Annotated in this window: 22 protein-coding genes; all 22 read left to right on the top strand. The window is 50.4% G+C overall.

From position 1 onward, the window contains the following. The first annotated feature begins 3 nt into the window (after positions 1–3). The 22 genes from recG (at position 4) to ACX93W_RS05645 (ending at position 17,343) form a co-directional block, all read left to right on the top strand. The gene (gene recG / locus ACX93W_RS05750; RefSeq protein WP_459391348.1) at positions 4–2,058 is read left to right on the top strand and encodes an ATP-dependent DNA helicase RecG; all 2,055 of its coding nucleotides are present in this window, start codon (positions 4–6) and stop codon (positions 2,056–2,058) included. Positions 2,059–2,129: 71 nt separating this feature from the next. Continuing rightward, positions 2,130–2,417: a stage VI sporulation protein F gene (locus ACX93W_RS05745; protein ID WP_459391347.1), complete on the top strand. Its 288-nt coding sequence runs from the start codon at positions 2,130–2,132 to the stop codon at positions 2,415–2,417. A gap of 90 nt (positions 2,418–2,507) precedes the next feature. Continuing rightward, the gene (locus tag ACX93W_RS05740; protein WP_459391346.1) at positions 2,508–3,746 is read left to right on the top strand and encodes a DUF2515 family protein; all 1,239 of its coding nucleotides are present in this window, start codon (positions 2,508–2,510) and stop codon (positions 3,744–3,746) included. Positions 3,747–3,859: 113 nt separating this feature from the next. Beyond that, positions 3,860–4,189: a hypothetical protein gene (locus ACX93W_RS05735; RefSeq protein ID WP_459391345.1), complete on the top strand. Its 330-nt coding sequence runs from the start codon at positions 3,860–3,862 to the stop codon at positions 4,187–4,189. A 200-nt stretch (positions 4,190–4,389) separates the two neighbouring features. Further along, a complete protein-coding gene (locus ACX93W_RS05730; protein ID WP_459391344.1) occupies positions 4,390–5,007 on the top strand; it encodes a genetic competence negative regulator in 618 nt (205 codons plus the stop codon). Between the two features lie 176 nt (positions 5,008–5,183). Beyond that, entirely contained in the window at positions 5,184–5,885 is a 702-nt protein-coding gene (gene prsW, locus ACX93W_RS05725) for a glutamic-type intramembrane protease PrsW (RefSeq protein ID WP_459391343.1), read from the top strand. A 45-nt stretch (positions 5,886–5,930) separates the two neighbouring features. After that, entirely contained in the window at positions 5,931–6,092 is a 162-nt protein-coding gene (locus tag ACX93W_RS05720) for a hypothetical protein (protein ID WP_459391342.1), read from the top strand. 130 nt (positions 6,093–6,222) lie between these two features. Beyond that, positions 6,223–7,572 (top strand): germination protein YpeB, encoded by a 1,350-nt coding sequence (ypeB, locus tag ACX93W_RS05715; protein WP_459391341.1) that lies wholly within the window; start codon positions 6,223–6,225, stop codon positions 7,570–7,572. 78 nt (positions 7,573–7,650) lie between these two features. After that, positions 7,651–8,304: a flagellar brake protein gene (locus ACX93W_RS05710; RefSeq protein ID WP_459391340.1), complete on the top strand. Its 654-nt coding sequence runs from the start codon at positions 7,651–7,653 to the stop codon at positions 8,302–8,304. 58 nt (positions 8,305–8,362) lie between these two features. Then, complete coding sequence (locus tag ACX93W_RS05705) at positions 8,363–8,560, top strand: hypothetical protein (protein ID WP_459391339.1); 198 nt, start codon at positions 8,363–8,365, stop codon at positions 8,558–8,560. Positions 8,561–8,709: 149 nt separating this feature from the next. Next, entirely contained in the window at positions 8,710–9,414 is a 705-nt protein-coding gene (cmk, locus tag ACX93W_RS05700) for a (d)CMP kinase (RefSeq protein WP_459392016.1), read from the top strand. Between the two features lie 3 nt (positions 9,415–9,417). Beyond that, positions 9,418–9,993: a lysophospholipid acyltransferase family protein gene (locus tag ACX93W_RS05695; RefSeq protein ID WP_459391338.1), complete on the top strand. Its 576-nt coding sequence runs from the start codon at positions 9,418–9,420 to the stop codon at positions 9,991–9,993. Between the two features lie 79 nt (positions 9,994–10,072). Beyond that, complete coding sequence (gene rpsA, locus ACX93W_RS05690) at positions 10,073–11,308, top strand: 30S ribosomal protein S1 (RefSeq protein WP_459391337.1); 1,236 nt, start codon at positions 10,073–10,075, stop codon at positions 11,306–11,308. Positions 11,309–11,400: 92 nt separating this feature from the next. Then, complete coding sequence (locus ACX93W_RS05685) at positions 11,401–12,036, top strand: YphA family membrane protein (protein WP_459391336.1); 636 nt, start codon at positions 11,401–11,403, stop codon at positions 12,034–12,036. Positions 12,037–12,043: 7 nt separating this feature from the next. Further along, positions 12,044–12,961 (top strand): YIEGIA family protein, encoded by a 918-nt coding sequence (locus tag ACX93W_RS05680; RefSeq protein ID WP_459391335.1) that lies wholly within the window; start codon positions 12,044–12,046, stop codon positions 12,959–12,961. Then, the gene (locus ACX93W_RS05675; protein WP_459391334.1) at positions 12,954–13,133 is read left to right on the top strand and encodes a capping complex subunit for YIEGIA; all 180 of its coding nucleotides are present in this window, start codon (positions 12,954–12,956) and stop codon (positions 13,131–13,133) included. Before ACX93W_RS05680 ends, ACX93W_RS05675 begins: the two co-directional genes overlap by 8 nt. Positions 13,134–13,286: 153 nt before the next feature. Next, positions 13,287–14,609 (top strand): ribosome biogenesis GTPase Der, encoded by a 1,323-nt coding sequence (gene der, locus ACX93W_RS05670; RefSeq protein WP_459391333.1) that lies wholly within the window; start codon positions 13,287–13,289, stop codon positions 14,607–14,609. Positions 14,610–14,621: 12 nt separating this feature from the next. Beyond that, complete coding sequence (gene plsY / locus ACX93W_RS05665; protein WP_459391332.1) at positions 14,622–15,221, top strand: glycerol-3-phosphate 1-O-acyltransferase PlsY; 600 nt, start codon at positions 14,622–14,624, stop codon at positions 15,219–15,221. A 5-nt stretch (positions 15,222–15,226) separates the two neighbouring features. Next, entirely contained in the window at positions 15,227–16,261 is a 1,035-nt protein-coding gene (locus tag ACX93W_RS05660; protein ID WP_459391331.1) for an NAD(P)H-dependent glycerol-3-phosphate dehydrogenase, read from the top strand. A 72-nt stretch (positions 16,262–16,333) separates the two neighbouring features. After that, positions 16,334–16,609 (top strand): stage VI sporulation protein F, encoded by a 276-nt coding sequence (locus ACX93W_RS05655; protein WP_459391330.1) that lies wholly within the window; start codon positions 16,334–16,336, stop codon positions 16,607–16,609. A gap of 142 nt (positions 16,610–16,751) precedes the next feature. Beyond that, entirely contained in the window at positions 16,752–16,931 is a 180-nt protein-coding gene (locus tag ACX93W_RS05650; protein WP_459391329.1) for a DUF2768 family protein, read from the top strand. 115 nt (positions 16,932–17,046) lie between these two features. Further along, positions 17,047–17,343, top strand: a complete 297-nt coding sequence (locus tag ACX93W_RS05645) for a 2Fe-2S iron-sulfur cluster-binding protein (protein ID WP_459391328.1) — start codon at positions 17,047–17,049, stop codon at positions 17,341–17,343. Positions 17,344–17,355: the final 12 nt, after the last annotated feature.

The raw sequence follows: 17,355 nt of genomic DNA, 5'->3' as shown, positions 1-17,355 counted from the left end.
TTCATGAATAAGCTTAATGAAATGTCAGTCAGGCAATTGAAAGGCGTGAGCGCCCTGAAAGAGGGGGAGCTTCACGCCTTTGGCATCTATACAATCGGGGACTTGCTGGACCATTTTCCATTTCGGTATGAAGATTATCGCATTGTTGATTTGTCGCAGGTTAAAAATGGCCAAAAAGCAACGGTTCTTGGCGTCATACGAGGCATGCCGATGCTGCAACGTTACGGCAGAGGGAAAAACCGCTTAACCTGCAAGGTCGAGATTGGTGGACTTCTTGTTACGGCTGTGTGGTTTAATCGCCACTACCTGGCGGACCAACTGACGTTATCCCGCGAAATTGTGCTGACCGGCAAATGGGAGCAGCACCGGCTGCAAATAACAGTCACCCATTCCGAATTCGCCGACGGCGCGGGAAGCGGGAGGACGGGCAGCCTTCAGCCTGTTTATTCCATCGGCGGCAATTTGACGCAATCCTGGATTCGCAAGCTGATTGGAACCGCGCTTGATCTTTACGGTGAATGGATACCGGAGGTGCTGCCGTCAGACTTGGTGGATAAACATCGGCTAATGAGCCGCTCCGAAGCCGTAAAGCTGATTCATATGCCGGATGATGTCAAACAAGGTCAGGAAGCAAGACGGCGAATGGTGTATGAAGAGCTGTTTCTGTTTCAGCTTAAGCTTCAAGCCTATCGTTCTTTGGGAAAAAGACGCAAGGACGGTATCGCCCATGCCATCGACAGCGTATCTATTCGAGAGTTTGCCTCGACGCTTCCTTTTGAGTTAACGGATGCGCAAAAGAAGGTAGTTAATGAGATTTTAACCGATATGCGACGCAGCAGCGCAATGAATCGTTTGCTGCAAGGCGACGTTGGTTCCGGCAAAACGGTAGTTGCGGCTATTGCGCTTTACGGCAGCTTCAAAGCGGGCCATCAAGGCGCATTGATGGTTCCTACAGAAATTTTGGCGGAGCAGCATGCCAAGTCGCTGGAGCGGCTTTTTGAAGGAACGGGTATTGTGGTGGGGCTGCTTACGGGCAGCTTGAGCGACCGTAAAAAAGGGGATGTCATTGCGGGACTGCAAATGGGCATCACGCATATCGTCGTTGGCACACATGCTTTAATTCAAGAGCCGGTTGTATTTCATAGTTTGGGATTGGTTGTAACGGATGAGCAGCATCGGTTTGGCGTCAATCAGCGAAGCGTGCTGCGGCGAAAAGGCATCAGCCCGGATGTATTGACGATGACAGCCACCCCTATTCCGCGTACGCTGGCGATTACCGCTTTTGGCGATATGGATGTGTCCACGTTAAAGGAAATGCCCAAGGGGCGCAAACCGATCAAAACGTATTGGGTGAAACATGATGCGATGGATAGAGTGGTTTCTTTTGTCAGGAAGGAAGCGGCAGCGGGCCGCCAGTCCTATATCATCTGCCCGTTGATTGAAGAATCGGACAAGCTGGACGTGCAAAATGCCATCGATACCTACATGCAGTTTCAGCAAGCGTGTCCGGAGCTGAAGGTTGGTTTGCTTCACGGCCGCCTCACGCCGGCGGAGAAAGAAGAAGCTATGGGTGAATTTGCCGGCAACACCAGCCAGGTGCTAGTAGCTACGACGGTTGTTGAAGTTGGCGTGGATGTGCCGAATGCAACGTTGATTGTCATAATAGACGCCGAACGATTCGGGTTGTCCCAGCTGCATCAATTGCGGGGAAGGGTTGGGCGGGGCGAACACCAATCCCATTGTATTTTGATCGCGGATCCCAAATCGGAGACGGGACGCCAAAGAATGAAAGTTATGACGGAGACGGGCGACGGATTTGAGGTGGCGAGAAGGGATTTGGAGCTACGAGGGCCGGGCGATTTTTTTGGAACGAAACAAAGCGGCTTGCCGGAATTCAAAATTGCGGATATGGTCAGCGATTATGAATGGCTCGAAATTGCGCGGGAAGATGCCGGCGAACTTTCCGAAAGCGATGTTTTTTGGAGTAGCGAGGACTACAGAGTATTGCGTGAAATGGTTTTGAAGGACGGATTATTTCAAGGCGAGCAATTGGATTAGTCAACTCCGCCTTCCCTTCGGCATATAGTTTAGTCATTGAGGAACTATGCTCTAGTGGAGGTGCAGATATCATGAGCTATCAGAATTATGGCATTAAACCGCAGTTTGTGGAAAGGGTAAAGCAAAAGCTGAAAAACCCGGCAGTCAAGGAACGTATTCGGGGACTGCTCGCCCATGTGACCAAATATGATCTGCAGGACCGGTCGAAGGTGCGGAGGCTGGTAAAGTCTGCGGCAGTTATCCTTCAGGAGAAGCTTACGGAATCGCAGGAAGACGGAATTGTAGCGTTTGTTATTGCGCAAAAAATCGATCCCAATAATACGTTTCATCTGCTTAAGCTGTGGGGCATGTTTCGTTGAAGTTCCTTCCATGCTTATAAAGTGTTTTTCTGCGCAAACTTTAGGTAGCGAGAGCGAACCGAAAAGTTTAGGCGCAGGGGGTTGAGAGTCGTGAATTGGCTGCGTTATTTGCTTGAGCTTCCCGCTGCGGCGGCTGCCTATACAGCCGGCAAATTCAAGGCATTGCGTTATTCCAGGGAGCTTCTGCAGCATGCCTCGCCCCCTGCGTTGTCTTCTGGTGCCGGATACCGGCTGCTGGAAAGCTTGAAGCAGGCAGAGCGGAAAAACCGGGGCGGTACGCCAAGGGATTGGCAGCCGGAGGAGCGGGAGCTGCTGAATCATATCGCTGCGGAAACGAGGCTGCATAACCGCAACAACGTGACGCGCACGGAAGCTTACCGCACGGTTTATTTCCACTCCCCGGAGCTGCATTGGAGTCTTTTGGCCCATCTTGTATCGCGCAATGGCGGCTGGAATATGACGGATCTGAAGGGCGAGTGGCTGCCGAGACTGCTGAACGAAGGACAAAGAAATGAGCTGTTTCAGTTTCTGGAGCGATGCAATGCGCTAATATTCGGCGATGCCTACCCGCAGCTTTTGCTCTATCAATGGAGCCGTCGGGAAGGCCGCAGCCTGTTTCATCTGCTGCCCGGTCTCGGCGTTTCCTCGTTTATGGCGCCAGTCTGGTCGCAATTTTGGCGGGAGGGAGATTCCGCACTTCTCTCCGTTGCGTTAATTATTAACGAGCAGCATTATATCGAAGGCCGCGTTGTACAAAATCCGGCCTATAAGACAGCGGTTCATTCCTTGGTTACCGAACTTCAATCCATCTTGCAGCTCAACGGAGTCGTATTTCCGTATGGAATCGGCATCAGCGACGGCAAAAGCGGCTCCGGCTTGCAGCTTGCAGGATTAATTATCGAAAAATTCAGAGATATCGGGGAGCGAATCGAGTTCGGCAAACGGTTGTATGCCATGTTGTTCGGTATTCCCACTGTGCTGCACGGAGCGCGCTGTTTCTCGGCCGCGATCAGGCATACGGGCTCACGGTCGGATTATGCTCCTTCCCTGTTTCAAAAAACGATGCCGCCGCCAGTTCCCCCTATCGAGAAGCTGTCGGGAGGAAGACTGAAAAAGGATGCTCAGCTTCTGTACAGTCCCGAGCTTGGGAATGCCTGGACTGACGTGGAGCTAAAATCGCCGGAGCCCGGAGACTGGTTCCGCAATGGCGACGAGATTGCGCCGTATTTCGACTCGCTTCCGATGCCTTCCCATTTTGAAATGAGCAATGAATACGGCATGATGCTGGACAAGCTGGAGCTTGCTGCTCTGACAAAGGGCGGCCAATAAGCGGGCGTCGTTATAAAGCGGGCGGCGCGATTTCCTGAATTTAGAGGGAATGCGGGACCCGCCGCAGTGCCACACTAATGGTTGTAATTCATTCGAAATGAGGTGCAACGCTGATGAAGTGGCGCGGATTAATAATTGGCGGTTTGCTTGGCGCGACAGCAACATTGTATATTTCCCGCAAACGGCCCGGAGCTGTCGCTTGGGCTGCAGGCGCAATGAGTGAGCTCTGTCACGCGGCAACAGGTAAAATGGCGGGAAGCATGTTTCGTTCAAAAAGCGGCGGCTCGCAACAGCTTGCCAAATCTGTAAAAGGCGACGCCGGAAGAAATGATAAGTCATCCCGTGAAACCTGGATGCAGATGGAGCAATGGATACAAAGCGATCCGGAAGTGAAACGGGAAGTGGAAAAAATAAAAGCGGAGAGCTCCGCAGCGGCGCACTAGATCATGAAATTGGAACCGGGAATCGGCCAGCAGAGCCCATAAGGGGCTTTGGCAGGCCGATTCTTTTTTCATCCAATATTAGTGCATTTGGCGTTCAGACATGGTAAAGTAATGTCATAGCGTAAAAAGTCCATTTTATGCACCATTAAAATGCGGCTTCATACGCTATTACGATAGACGCTGCAAAGGAGGATCCTATCATGAAGATCGAGCGGCTGAGTCAGGACCGGATACGGATTTTCCTGACATTTGACGATTTGCTGGAGCGGGGGATCCATAAGGATGATATGTGGCGCGAACCTCCCAAGCTTCAAGAGCTTTTTATGGAAATGATGGAGCAGGCATATACAGAGCTGGGTTTTGACGCATCCGGCCCGCTGGCGGTGGAAGTGCTCGCTATGCCGGCCCAAGGCATGGTGATAATTGTTACACGCGGTAAAATCAATCGTTCTTCGGATGAACACGGCAGAGACGATTTTGATGATTCGGATGACGACATTCTGGATATGGAAGTAACCATGGAGCAAAGCGACGTGGTCATGTATGCATTCAGGGATTTCGAAGATGTCATTTCTGTAGCCGGGCAGCTTAAACGCTCCGGATTAACGGAAGGAGGCCGGTTATTCTCCTACAATGGCAAATGGATTTTGACCCTTGAGCCTGCAGGCATGGAACCTCCTCAATATCATGCCGTCATTGCGCTGTTGGCGGAGTATGGAGAAGCGACCTCTGTCACTTATGCCATGCTGGAGGAATATGGGAAACTGATCATGCCGGAAAATGCAGTAAGGGAGATTTGCAGCCATTTTTCCTTTTGATTCATCAATCACATGACAGGGCAACGGCGAGATTTTTTCCGCCGGTGCCCTTTTTCGTCTTTACGGCAGCAATTGCTATATCCGGGCAAGCTCCGCCCATGTATAATTAAGAGTATGACTGTGTCATTTCCGTTCCCGTCCTGCCGGACAGGGAATGCAAGAAAGCAGGGACGCGAGTGGTGTTGTTTTCTATATTGATTGCGGCGATCGCACCAGGCGTCTCGCTGCTTACCTATTTGTATTTGCGCGACAAATACGACGCTGAACCGATTCATATGGTTGTGCGCATGTTTTTGCTCGGCGTGCTTGTCGTAGTGCCCATTATGGTTATTCAGCGCGGCCTCCAGATTTATCTGGGCGAAGATATGCTGCTTGTAACAACCTTTATTCAATCGGCGGGCGTGGAAGAATTTCTAAAATGGTTTGTGCTGTTCCACGTTATCTACAATCATACCGAATTTGACGAGCCTTACGACGGTATACTTTACGCGGCATCGATTTCTCTAGGGTTTGCCACAATGGAGAACGTGCTATATGCCATGTATTCCACTTCATCCTTTGGCCAGCTGCTGCTGAGGGCGCTTCTGCCGGTATCCGGCCATGCTTTGTTTGGCGTTATGATGGGCTATTATTTGGGCAAGGCGAAGTTTTCTCCAAAACGAAAATCAAAACGATGGTTTCTTTTCGTTTCGCTGCTGCTGCCCTTGCTGCTCCACGGCGTATATGACTGGATTTTGCTTGCTCTGGAGCAAGTATGGATTTGGTTCATCATTCCCTTTATGGCGCTTCTCTGGATGTGGGGGCTGCACAAGATGAATTCCGCTACCAGCCGCTCTCCGTTTCGTTTTATTAGGCGAGAGGATGAGGTTAAATTGTAAGTCTTCGGTCCATACTGGCATAATGACGGACTGAAGGAGGCTGTAATGGACAATGCAAGAATCAAGGTAACGATTCGCTGCAATGTATGCGGCGAAAAGTTTGTGCTGCGGGGCCGGAGGGAAAAAGGAAACATTGAAACAGGCTTTCGGCAATGCATTTGCAATAACAGCAGCGATCTCGATATCGAGGAGCATCCCGGCTTTTAATGACAAGCAGATGCTTGCTGGTACTGAAAACCGGACTTTTTGAACTAGCACTTAAATAGGCGGGATGCATAAAGCTCCTTTTTCCAATCCAAACTAATGGCAGGTTTGGAACGAGAAAGGAGCTTTTTGTATGGTATATCGCAGGCTTAGCTCCATTATGTTTCCCGTGCTCGCCGTTATGCTGGTCGGCGCGTTATTCTGGGGCTATCAGGAGCATCAGGAAAAAAACTCGATTTTGATTAAAGCGGAAAATCAATACCAGCGGGCTTTTCATGACCTGACATTTCATGTCGACAAGCTGCACCAGCAACTGGGCAATACGTTAGCGGTCAATTCAACCTCCAAGGATTTTCATCGCAAAGGCCTCGTGAATGTGTGGAGGCTGACCAGCCAGGCGCAAAATGAAATCAGCCAGCTTCCGCTCAGCTTTTTGCCGTTTACGGAAGCCGAAAACTTCTTGTCCCACATTTCCAATTTCGCATACAAAACCGCAGTCCGCGATCTGACCCGGCAGCCATTGTCGGAAGGGGAATTCAAGACGTTAAAAGCATTGTATGATAAATCCGGTGAAATTGTGCAGGATTTGAATCGGATGCAGCAGGATGTCATCGCGAGCAATTTGAGATGGATGGATGTCGAGGTAGCCATTGCGGCGGACCAGGCGACAAGCGGCAACGTCATCGTGGACGGATTAAGGTCTGTGGACCAGAAGGTGAGCGCGTATCCGGAGCTGGATTGGGGACCGTCTGTCAGCAGCATGTACGAGCGGCGTACCGTCAAGCTTCTCTCTGGTGAGCCTGTTACCGCAAATGACATCAAGACTAAAGCGGCTTCTTTCTTGGGAGCTGGCGTCTCCGGAATTCAGGTGGCGGAAAACGGCAAGGACACCCCATTTGCTTCTTATTCCGTGCGGGCAGATCACAATGGATCGGTTGCCCAACTGGATTATACGGCAAAAGGCGGGCAGTTGCTTTCTTACCGAAACGACCGGGACATCGGGAAAAGCGCAATCGATTTTCAGAAAGCGCAGAATGCTGCGGACACCTTCCTGGACAGTCATGATTTAAAGGGAATGAAGCCGATCAGCTACGACCAATATGGTGACACGGGGAACTTTACTTATGTCGGCACGCAAAATGGCGTATTGATTTACCCCGAAAAATTGACGGTCAAGGTTGCGCTGGATAAAGGCGACGTTGTAGGCCTGCAAGCAAGCGATTACGTGTATGAACACCGAAATCGCGAATTGCCAAGCCCGATCATGTCGAAGGAGCAGGCGCGAAAGTCTCTTAATCCGGAAATGAAAGTATCTGGCGAGGAACTGGCGCTCATCAAAAACGAAATGGGCGAAGAAGTGTTGTGCCATGAATTTACCGGCGGCATTAACGGCTACTTGTACAAAGTTTATATTAACGCGGACACGGGCTATGAAGAAGCCATTGAGCCTATGACTCCAGAGGATCAAAAGACGGCGGCTTAAGCATCCAAGGCCCAATCTCGTTATAGCTCCCCGACCGCAGGCATGCTATAATGTCTGGTATACGGGAGGGGAGCCATTTTGTTGCCAAAAGTTAACGCCATGCTTTATTACCACATTGCTTCCTCCGATGAATCGGAAGCTGCCGTGGAGTACAAATCCAGGATAGCGGATGAAGAAGAAGACGGCCTTCTGATCGAATATCCACTGAATGAAAAGACCGGTCGGACCAAGCGTTTGTATCTTGGTGACGAAATGTCGGTTTTTTTTGTGGAAGCCGACGGAGTGAAGCATTACTTTGACTCTCATGTCATCGGCTTCAAGGAGGATGGCGTACGTCTGGTCAAAATCATGAAGCCGGACCCCGAAAAAATGACGAGGGTTCAGCGACGCAGTTTTCTGCGCGTGCCGGCCGAATTGGATCTGGCTGTCAAGATTTCCGGGAAAGGCCGTTTTGTATGCAAAACGGATGATGTCGGCGGAGGCGGTATTTCATTCCTCCATCGCGAGCAGCATGGGCTGAGCAGCGAGGACGCCATTCAGTGCTGGCTGTTGCTTCCTTACAAAAACGGCGTGGTCGACCATGCCTATTTTACGGCCGAAGTGGTCCGGATCAAGGAACTGGAGAGCGGACGCAGGCAAGCCATGATCAAATTCATCGATATTTCCGACTCTGAACGGCAAAAAATTATTCGTTATTGCTTTGAAAGGCAATTGGAATATCGCAATCGTTGAATGAGGGTACCTTATTTGGAGCAACCTAATCCCATCCTGCAGTTGTGGAGGGAATGGGATGTTATCAAAGATTAGCGCTTTGTTACATAACAAAGATAGCCTTGCCGCCGGCTTGGACAAGGCAGGAAAATGGCTGCGTTATGCCATATTGGCCCTGCTGGCGGCAATCATTTTATCGCAGCTGGCCCTGCAGAACGAGACTATAAGAGAGTGGCTGACAAGCGCTGCCAGATGGGAGGGAACCTCTCTTGGCTAGCGCTTCTCTTTTGCATCTTGGGGGATAGTGTGGTATAATTTTCACGTTCGCAGGCAATGCCTGCTTTTTCTTTGAAGGTCAAGTGATTGAACAACCACTCCAAGCCTTGGGGGAAAAGAGGCCGTCTTGCCTTGATTAAAGGAGGTTGACTGTACGTGGTGCAGCAAGATGGCGACAGCGACTTGATCAATGTTGCGATTGACGGGCCGGCAGGCGCGGGCAAAAGCACGGTTGCAAGAATGGTCGCCGGGCAATTAGGTTATGTGTATGTCGACACGGGTTCGATGTACAGGGCAGTAACTTTGGGCGCTCAGCGCCAGGGAATACCTGCAGACGATGCTGAAAGGCTTGCGCAATTCATGGAGAGCCTGGATATCGTGCTGAAACCGGGATCAAACGGACAATTCGTTTATTTAAACGGAGAGGACGTTACCGCAGTGATTCGCTCCAGAGAAGTTACGGGTTCGGTCTCCCACTATGCCGCCAGCGGGATTGTGCGCGAGGTGCTTGGCGTTATGCAGCGCAATATGGCGCTCCGCAAAGGAATCGTTATGGATGGAAGGGACATCGGCACGCATGTGCTGCCGGACGCTGAACTGAAGGTCTTTCTCACTGCATCCGTCAGGGAGCGCGCGCTCCGCAGATTCAAGGAATTGGGTCAGGATGCCGTTGTTACGCTCCAGCAGCTTCAGGCGGAAATCGCCGAGAGAGACAGATTGGACGAGCAGCGCGAGCTTGCTCCGCTTATTAAAGCCTCCGACGCCATAGAACTGGACAGCAGCGACATGACCATCGAAGAGGTTGTTGACGCAATTGTCAAAATGAGCCGAACCAAATTGGCGGAGGCGAAGTAAACTATGTTATATGTCATTTTTCGATCCTTACTAAATGCTATTTACGCTGTACTGTTCCGTCTTGAGCCAAAAGGCTTGCACAATATACCATCTTCCGGAGCCGTTATTCTGGCGTCAAACCATATCAGCAATTTTGATCCGCCCACCATTGGCGTCAAGGTGGAGCGCCAAGTGTTGTTTATGGCTAAGGAAGAGCTGTTCCGAGTTCCGGTTTTTGGTTCGCTGATCACCTCTTTTGGCGCGTTTCCCGTCAAGCGGGGAGGCGTCAGCAAAGAAGCGATCAAGTCGGCTATTAACTTTCTTAAGGAAGGCAAGATGCTGGCTATCTTTCCGGAGGGCTCCCGAAGCAATCCAGGAGCGGCCAAAAAAGGAGCGGCGATGATCGCATTGCGAGGCGGAGGACTGATTGTGCCCGTTGCGATTGTCGGCAGCTACAAGCCATTCCGCAAAATGTTTGTCTGCTATGGGGAACCCATAGATCTGGCAGCCCGCATGGAAGGGTTCGAGGGCGATCAGCTGGAGCGTGCGACGGAAATTATTATGGATGGCATTCACAAGACGGCAAAGCAATACGTTTAAGAAGTTGTTTTAAATGCCGATTGGGCTTTGTCCATCGGGTTTAAATAAAGTTGGGGTATGAACTGAGGAGGTTATTTCAATGTCAGAAGAGATCAATGTGCAAGAAACCGTTGCGGAGGAAGTTACTCAAGACGCAATGGATAATTTCGTGTCTTTGAAAAAAGGCGATTCCGTTAAGGGCACTATCGTCAAAATCGAAGATAACCAAGCTTACGTAAGCCTTGGATATAAATATGACGGTGTTATTCCGCTGCGTGAGCTTTCTTCCGTTCAATTGGAGAATGCGGCTGACGCCGTACAGGTTGGCCAAGAGGTTGAATTGAAAGTTGTCAGCATTGACGACAACAAGGAAAGCCTGGTCCTCTCCAAAAAACTCGTTGACGGCGAAAAAGCATGGGATGACCTGCAAAGCCGTTTCGAATCCGGCGAGGTATTCGAAGTTGTTGTTGCCGACGTGGTAAAAGGCGGTTTGGTTGCCGATGTTGGCGTTCGCGGCTTCATTCCTGCTTCCATGGTTGAGCGTCACTTCGTTGAAGATTTCAGCGACTATAAAGGCCGCACGCTTCGCGTAAAAGTGAAGGAAATCGACGTTGAAAACAAAAAAGTTATCCTTTCCCAAAAAGAAGTGCTTGACGCTGAGTTCGAGCAAAACAAACAACAAGTGATCGGCTCCATCCAAGTTGGCCAAGAGCTGGAAGGCACTGTTCAACGCCTGACTCCATTTGGCGCATTTGTTGATATCGGCGGAGTGGACGGTCTGGTTCATGTATCCGAACTGTCCTGGCAGCATGTTGCACATCCGAAGGATGTTGTATCCGAAGGCCAAAAGCTTGCTGTTAAAGTGCTTAAAGTTGATCCTGCCGCAGGCAAAATCAGCTTGAGCGTTAAAGCAGCTCAACCGGGTCCATGGGAAACGGCAGCTGGTCAATTCAACATTGGCGACATTGTTGAAGGTACGGTTCGCCGCCTCGTTACGTTTGGTGCTTTTGTAGAAATCGCGCCTGGCGTTGAGGGCTTGGTTCATATTTCCCAAATCGCTCACCGTCACATCGCAACGCCTCATGAAGTGCTGAAGGAAGGTCAAGAAGTTAAAGCTAAAGTTCTTGACTTCAACTCTGCTGAAAAACGCGTTTCCCTGAGCATCAAGGAAACCGAAGAAGCTCCTGAGCAGCAAACTCCGGCTCCAAGAGCAGAGCGCGCTCCACGTGCTCCTAAGGTAGAGGAAATCAACAACCCTAACGTAAGCCTGAACAGCTCCAGCATGAGCTACTCCCTGGGCGAGCGTTTTGGCGACAAGTTGAGCAAGCTGAAGTAATTCGCTACTCCTATAGAGGCTATTCCTGCAGCTCCTTGCAGGAATAGCCTCTTTTCTTTGGGCCATAATAGGGAGACGCGAGGTGAACATTCATGATTCCGGGATATATTGCATGCCTGCTCCTGCTAGCCGGTTTTATTCTTCTGGCAACAGGCTGGAAGCCGTTTATAGCTCCTGATCGATCTGCCGTCTCTCTGATATTAATGCTGACGCTAACCACTTGTTTGCTTTTTCTTCCCGCTTGGAGGATGCCCTTTCAAGGCATTGTTTATATCCAGCCATCCGCGGCTCCGCTCATGCTGGCGGGTTTGGGCAGCTTATTTGCCCGCAGCGCTTTTTCGGGAAACTGCTACAGAGCGGCGGTAGTAGGGCTGCTGTCCTTAATTTGGGGCTGCTTGCGCAGCTTGTACAGTTACGAGCCTTTTATGTCCTGGCTTAAGCCAGGATGGGACATTCCCGTTTTATGCGGCCTGTTGGTCAGCTTGCTCATTAGCGATTTCAGCAGGCAGCCGGGACTTCTGGTCTGGTGCTCGATACTGGGAGAATGTTTTGCTTCTTGGCTGGATCGCGGTTCGTATTATGCCGTTATCGGTTCGGCTCGTTGGTGGGACATTGTTTTGCTGTCATTCGCCGTCGCAATTTGCGGCAATGCTTCGCAAGCACTGGTGAAGGCTGGGGGCCTAAGATTGGGGCGTATCTTTACGCGACTGGGGCCAAAGGGAGGATGAGCGAGCTATGAGTCGTTTTTTGGCGGATAACCATCATTTAATTGGGGTTCTTCTTGGCATCCTGTTTGGCATTATCGCCAGGCTGGTGATGCTCAAAACGGATTACAGACAATACCCGACCTATCCTCATGGTCGCATCATCCATATTTCGCTTGGCGTCATTGCCGCGGCGCTTGGCGCGGTTGCCGTACCGGCATTGTTTAACAAAGACTATACAGCGATTACGTTTTTGACGCTGGCAGCCCAGCAATTCAGGGATGTGCGAAAAATGGAGCGGGACACGCTGACAAAAATCGACAGCCTGGAGCTGGTTGGCCGAGGCACTACTTATATTGAAGGCATCGCCATGGTTTTTGAAGGCCGCAACTATCTGGTCATTATGACCGCTTTATTAACCAGCTTGTTTGCGATCATGTTATCACTCTGGTTTGGCATTGCTGCCGGCATATTATCCCTGTTCATTGTGCTAAAGCTGAAATCCGGGAAGTCCATCAGCCATATTGCGGACGTTGAACTGGGTAAGGTCGAGGTTGTGGGTCCGGATTTATTTGTATCCGGCATTTATATCATGAATGTAGGTTTGCAGGACAACCAAAAGATCATGATGGAGCGCGGCATGGGATTTGTACTAACGCCCCGCAATGCCAATGGCAAAGCAACGTTGACCAATCTTGGCCAACGCCAAGCCATCCTTTATGATCTTGCCACGATCTTGGGCGTTTATCGTGATGACGGCGAGCCGGCATTGGTTCCTCTTGCCAAGCTGGATATGAAGAATGGGCGACTTGCCGTATTTGTTTTGCCGCAAGAAATGGATACGCATAAAGGGGTAGAAGTGGTCAAAAGGGTTCCTATTCTGGAATCCGCGGTACGAATGCCTACAGAATCGGCTGTAAACCAGAAGGAGGCGGAGGAACATGGGTGAAATTGTTGCGGTGGTCTCCGTCCACCCGTCCAAGGTTGGCGGGGGTGCCCCTATTTTTATCGCAGGCGATGAAAAGGAACTGCAGTCAGCCGCGTTTTTGCTGGAGAAGATATTAGATGCAAGCGCCCATGACTTAAAAAACGGGACAATGATTCTGGTCAATCATCGTTAAAACAGGAGTAGAGTTCTAAAAGCTTGCATTTCAGTATCTCTGTGATCAAAAGCGGTCTTTTTGAACAACTGTTACAAGTATTTGTTAGCCAAGTTCATACTTTTTTGCTATGATGGGTAACGTGAGTATCATTGAAGGAGTGAAAAACCAATTATGGCTAGACCTGTTATCGCCATCGTCGGGCGGCCCAATGTGGGAAAATCGACCATATTTAATCGAATAATAGGCGATCGGCTGGCAATTGTTGAGGATAAACCTGGCGTAACGCGCGATCGCATTTATGGAACAGGCGAATGGAATGGCAAGCCGTTCAGCATCATAGATACCGGTGGCATCGAAATCGACGGAGAAGACGAAATTATGAAGTCGGTTCGGATGCAAGCGGAGCTTGCTGTCGAAGAAGCTGATGTCATCATTTTTATGGTGGACGCCAAAAGCGGCCTAACCCATTCCGATGAAGAGGTTGGCCAAATGCTGTTCCGTTCCCGCAAACCTGTAGTGGTTGCGGTCAACAAGGTTGACAATGACAGCCGAAGAGATGAAATTTACGAGTTTTACGGCTTAGGATTCGGCGAGCCGGTTCCTATTTCCGGTTCCCATGGCATTGGCATCGGCGACTTATTGGATGCTGCTACCGATCTGCTGCCTGAGCTGGAAGACGACGGCTATGACGAGGATGTCATCCGCGTTGCTCTGATCGGACGTCCCAACGTGGGCAAGTCATCACTGGTCAATGCGCTGCTTGGCGAAGACCGTGTTATTGTCAGCAACGTTGCCGGAACAACTCGCGATGCAATCGATACCCCTTTTCAGCATGACGGACAGAAGTATGTGCTGATTGATACGGCGGGTATGCGCAAGCGCGGCAAAGTTTATGAAACAACGGAGAAATACAGCGTTATGCGCGCTATGAAAGCAATCGAACGCGCTGATGTCGTTTTGGTGCTCATTAACGGTGAAGAAGGCATCATCGAACAGGACAAGCATATTGCCGGTTATGCGCATGAAGCGGGCAAAGCTTCCGTATTTGTGGTCAATAAGTGGGATGCGGTGGAAAAGGACGAAAAAACGATGGCGCATTTTACGCAAAAAATCCGCGATCATTTCTTGTTTATGACCTATGCGCCGGTCGTATTCCTGTCTGCTTTGACCAAACAGCGCTTACATAAGCTGCTTCCCGTTGTCAATCATGTATCGGAACAACATGCGCTGCGGATTCAAACGCATCTGCTTAATGATGTTGTATCGGATGCTGTGGCGATTAATCCACCCCCAACGGACAAAGGAAAACGTCTGCGCATCAACTATGTGACGCAGGTATCAACCAAGCCGCCTACCATCGTTTGTTTTGTAAACGATCCGGATCTGATGCATTTTTCCTATGAGCGTTATCTTGAAAATAAAATAAGAGCCGCGTTTAATTTTGAGGGCACGCCGGTCCGAATCTTTACACGCAGGAAATCAGACGAGGACTAGGGGAGAAAAAAGTTGGCCTTAAACGTCATTGCAATTGTATTCAGTTACTTGCTTGGTTCTGTCTCATTCAGCATCGTTATCGCTAAATGGATCAAAGGTATTGATATTAGACAACATGGCAGCGGCAATGCGGGAGCGACCAATACACTGCGGGTCCTTGGCAAAGGACCCGGCATTACCGTCTTTGCCCTGGACATCGCCAAAGGTATAGCAGCCGTCGGTATCGGCCATTGGTTAGGCGACAATGGATGGATTCCCGTTTTATGCGGACTAGCTGCCATCACAGGCCATAATTGGCCCATCTGGTTTGGCTTTAAAGGCGGTAAAGGAATTGCGACAGCTATCGGCATCGTGGTGGTACTGTGTTTCTTGCCGGCTCTTTATGCCGGCATCGTTGCGATTGCAGCGATAGCTCTGACGCGTTATGTATCGTTAGGCTCTCTACTGTTTGCCCTATTGACTCCGTTATTCGTGCTGCTTCTGGACTATCCGATGCCGCTGTTTTACGGAACATTGGCGTTTTGCGTATTTGCGTTTTTCCGTCACCGCAGCAATATCGTCAAGCTGGTGAAGGGAACGGAAAATAAGCTGGGCGCCAAAAAAGGAGCGTAATGCATATGACTCAAGAACAATCATCTGCGGGACGCAAAGCTGCTGTACTGGTGGCGGGGAGCTGGGGAACCGCGCTGGCTTCGGTACTGGCGGTCAATGGCTATTCCGTCTATTTGTGGACGCGGAGCGCGGAGCAAGCCAATGAAATCAATGCGACGCGCATCAATGGCAAATATTTGCCTGGCTGCGAGCTGCCTCCGCTCATAACGGCAACCTCCAGCATGGAGGAAGCACTTGCGGGAACGGATCTTGCGCTGTTCGTTGCTCCTTCCTCCGCCATGCGACAGGTTGCAAAGCAAGCGGCAGAGTGGCTGCCGGATCATGCGTTAGTGGTTCATGCGACTAAAGGATTCGAGGAACAAAGCCTGAAACGGATGTCCACCGTATTGGCCGAGGAATTGGGCAGACCGGAGGCATCCGTTGTTGTGTTGTCCGGTCCGAGCCATGCGGAGGAAGTTATTCGCAAGCAGCCAACTACGGTTGTAGTGGCAGCGGAGAAGCTGGAAGAAGCTGAAAAGGCGCAGGACGCATTAATGAACTCCGACTTTCGAGTCTATACCAATCCCGATGTTATCGGCGTAGAGGTAGCCGGCGCCATCAAAAACATTATCGCGCTTGGAGCCGGCTTGTCAGACGGCTTAAAGTTTGGCGACAATGCCAAAGCGGCACTTCTGACCCGGGGACTTGCGGAAATCGGCCGGCTTGGGGCAGCAATGGGCGCAAATGTGCTGACTTTTGCCGGGCTTGCCGGCGTCGGCGACCTGGTCGTCACTTGCACGAGCACTCACAGCCGCAATTGGCGGGCCGGCTCTATGCTGGCTGACGGCACTCCGCTGCCTGTGGTGCTGGAGAAAATGGGCATGGTCGTCGAGGGGGTCCGCACAACCAAAGCGGCTCATGAAATGGCTCAGCGATTTGGCGTAGAAATGCCGATCACCCATCAATTATACGAAGTACTGTTTCAAGGCAAAGAGCCAAAGGCTGCGGTCGAGCAGCTGATGGGACGGCTCAAAACGCACGAGATCGAAAGCATCGGATAAGCCCGCGCCTACACCATCGCGGATTCCTCCTCATATGATGTCAGGAACTCATGGTCGAGGAGGGTGAAGCGTTTGTCGAAAGGAATGCCGAAGGATATCCTTGGCGCCATTAACAAAAAGACGGGCAAGAGCATTTCCGAAAATGCCGTCAAAAAGCTGGCCAGCGGCGTAGACGCAAGCACGTTGAAAAACGAGGCTGAACTCCGCAAGCTGATCAAGCAAGTGGCAGACATGGCCAAGATCAAAGTGCCGGAAGCTGCGGTAAACGATATTGTCAAAGCGGTCAAAGCCAGCGGCTTAAGTCCGTCCAATATGGAATCGCTGGTTAACATGATGCTGAAGAAATAAAGTTTGACAGTTTAACGGCAAAAGCCGGCGAAAAACTCCACTGGTACCCATCGGTGGCGTTTTTCGCTAGTTCGTGTATGCAGACATTTGATGCTATAATGGGAAGCATAAATTCGACATAGATTAGGAGAATGGTACCGCAATGGATCCGATGACGAAGATGTGGATTTCGTTTGTAGGCATTGGCCTGATGGCAATTGCCGCTTTCCTGATTACATTCGCAAGAGCGAAAACAAAAGGCGTGCTCCGGGTTGTTTTATCGATTGTAGCGTTTATTTTGCTTGTATTCGGATTTATTTACGGATTCTTTTCAATCATTTAGCGATTGCTTAGATCATGTTAATTTTAGGAAGCGTTTGCCGGCGATGGATTGTACATAAAAAGTGATGTTATCGAAATCAGTTATTGATTTTGAGCTAAAAAAGGAAGGTCGTTCTATGATTGAGTTAAAAGGAAAAACAATGACGGCCGAGGTTCCGGCAGAGTCGGGGCTGACGCTGCTGGATCACGCCATCAAACACAAAGTGGACTGGAGCTTCTCCTGCACGCGGGGAACCTGCGCAAGATGCCGATGCCTTGTTACGGAAGGCGCGGAGTTTTTGGAGGAAGTGACGGACGAGGAATGGGACCGTCTGGAGCCGGAGGAGTTTGAAGAAGGATACCGTCTCGGCTGCCAGGCGATTGTCAAGGAAGGCGCTGGCCGGATTGCCGCCGTCAATAAAACGTATTTCTAGAGGTGTGCCAGA

It is taken from the genome of Paenibacillus sp. CAU 1782 (assembly GCF_054551715.1).
Note: the sequence above shows the minus strand (reverse complement) of the source record. Positions and strands in the feature narration are given on the sequence as shown.

Bases quoted from the DNA above. Each gene is read 5' to 3' on its own strand.
- ACX93W_RS05695 (WP_459391338.1), top strand. From the start codon at position 9,418: ATGTTATATGTCATTTTTCGATCCTTACTAAATGCTATTTACGCTGTA.
- ypeB (WP_459391341.1), top strand. From the start codon at position 6,223: ATGGTATATCGCAGGCTTAGCTCCATTATGTTTCCCGTGCTCGCCGTT.
- der (WP_459391333.1), top strand. From the start codon at position 13,287: ATGGCTAGACCTGTTATCGCCATCGTCGGGCGGCCCAATGTGGGAAAA.
- rpsA (WP_459391337.1), top strand. From the start codon at position 10,073: ATGTCAGAAGAGATCAATGTGCAAGAAACCGTTGCGGAGGAAGTTACT.
- ACX93W_RS05685 (WP_459391336.1), top strand. From the start codon at position 11,401: ATGATTCCGGGATATATTGCATGCCTGCTCCTGCTAGCCGGTTTTATT.
- ACX93W_RS05735 (WP_459391345.1), top strand. From the start codon at position 3,860: ATGAAGTGGCGCGGATTAATAATTGGCGGTTTGCTTGGCGCGACAGCA.
- ACX93W_RS05650 (WP_459391329.1), top strand. From the start codon at position 16,752: ATGGATCCGATGACGAAGATGTGGATTTCGTTTGTAGGCATTGGCCTG.
- ACX93W_RS05745 (WP_459391347.1), top strand. From the start codon at position 2,130: ATGAGCTATCAGAATTATGGCATTAAACCGCAGTTTGTGGAAAGGGTA.
- ACX93W_RS05660 (WP_459391331.1), top strand. From the start codon at position 15,227: ATGACTCAAGAACAATCATCTGCGGGACGCAAAGCTGCTGTACTGGTG.
- ACX93W_RS05675 (WP_459391334.1), top strand. From the start codon at position 12,954: ATGGGTGAAATTGTTGCGGTGGTCTCCGTCCACCCGTCCAAGGTTGGC.
- ACX93W_RS05680 (WP_459391335.1), top strand. From the start codon at position 12,044: ATGAGTCGTTTTTTGGCGGATAACCATCATTTAATTGGGGTTCTTCTT.
- ACX93W_RS05730 (WP_459391344.1), top strand. From the start codon at position 4,390: ATGAAGATCGAGCGGCTGAGTCAGGACCGGATACGGATTTTCCTGACA.
- ACX93W_RS05705 (WP_459391339.1), top strand. From the start codon at position 8,363: ATGTTATCAAAGATTAGCGCTTTGTTACATAACAAAGATAGCCTTGCC.
- ACX93W_RS05720 (WP_459391342.1), top strand. From the start codon at position 5,931: ATGGACAATGCAAGAATCAAGGTAACGATTCGCTGCAATGTATGCGGC.
- recG (WP_459391348.1), top strand. From the start codon at position 4: ATGAATAAGCTTAATGAAATGTCAGTCAGGCAATTGAAAGGCGTGAGC.
- ACX93W_RS05645 (WP_459391328.1), top strand. From the start codon at position 17,047: ATGATTGAGTTAAAAGGAAAAACAATGACGGCCGAGGTTCCGGCAGAG.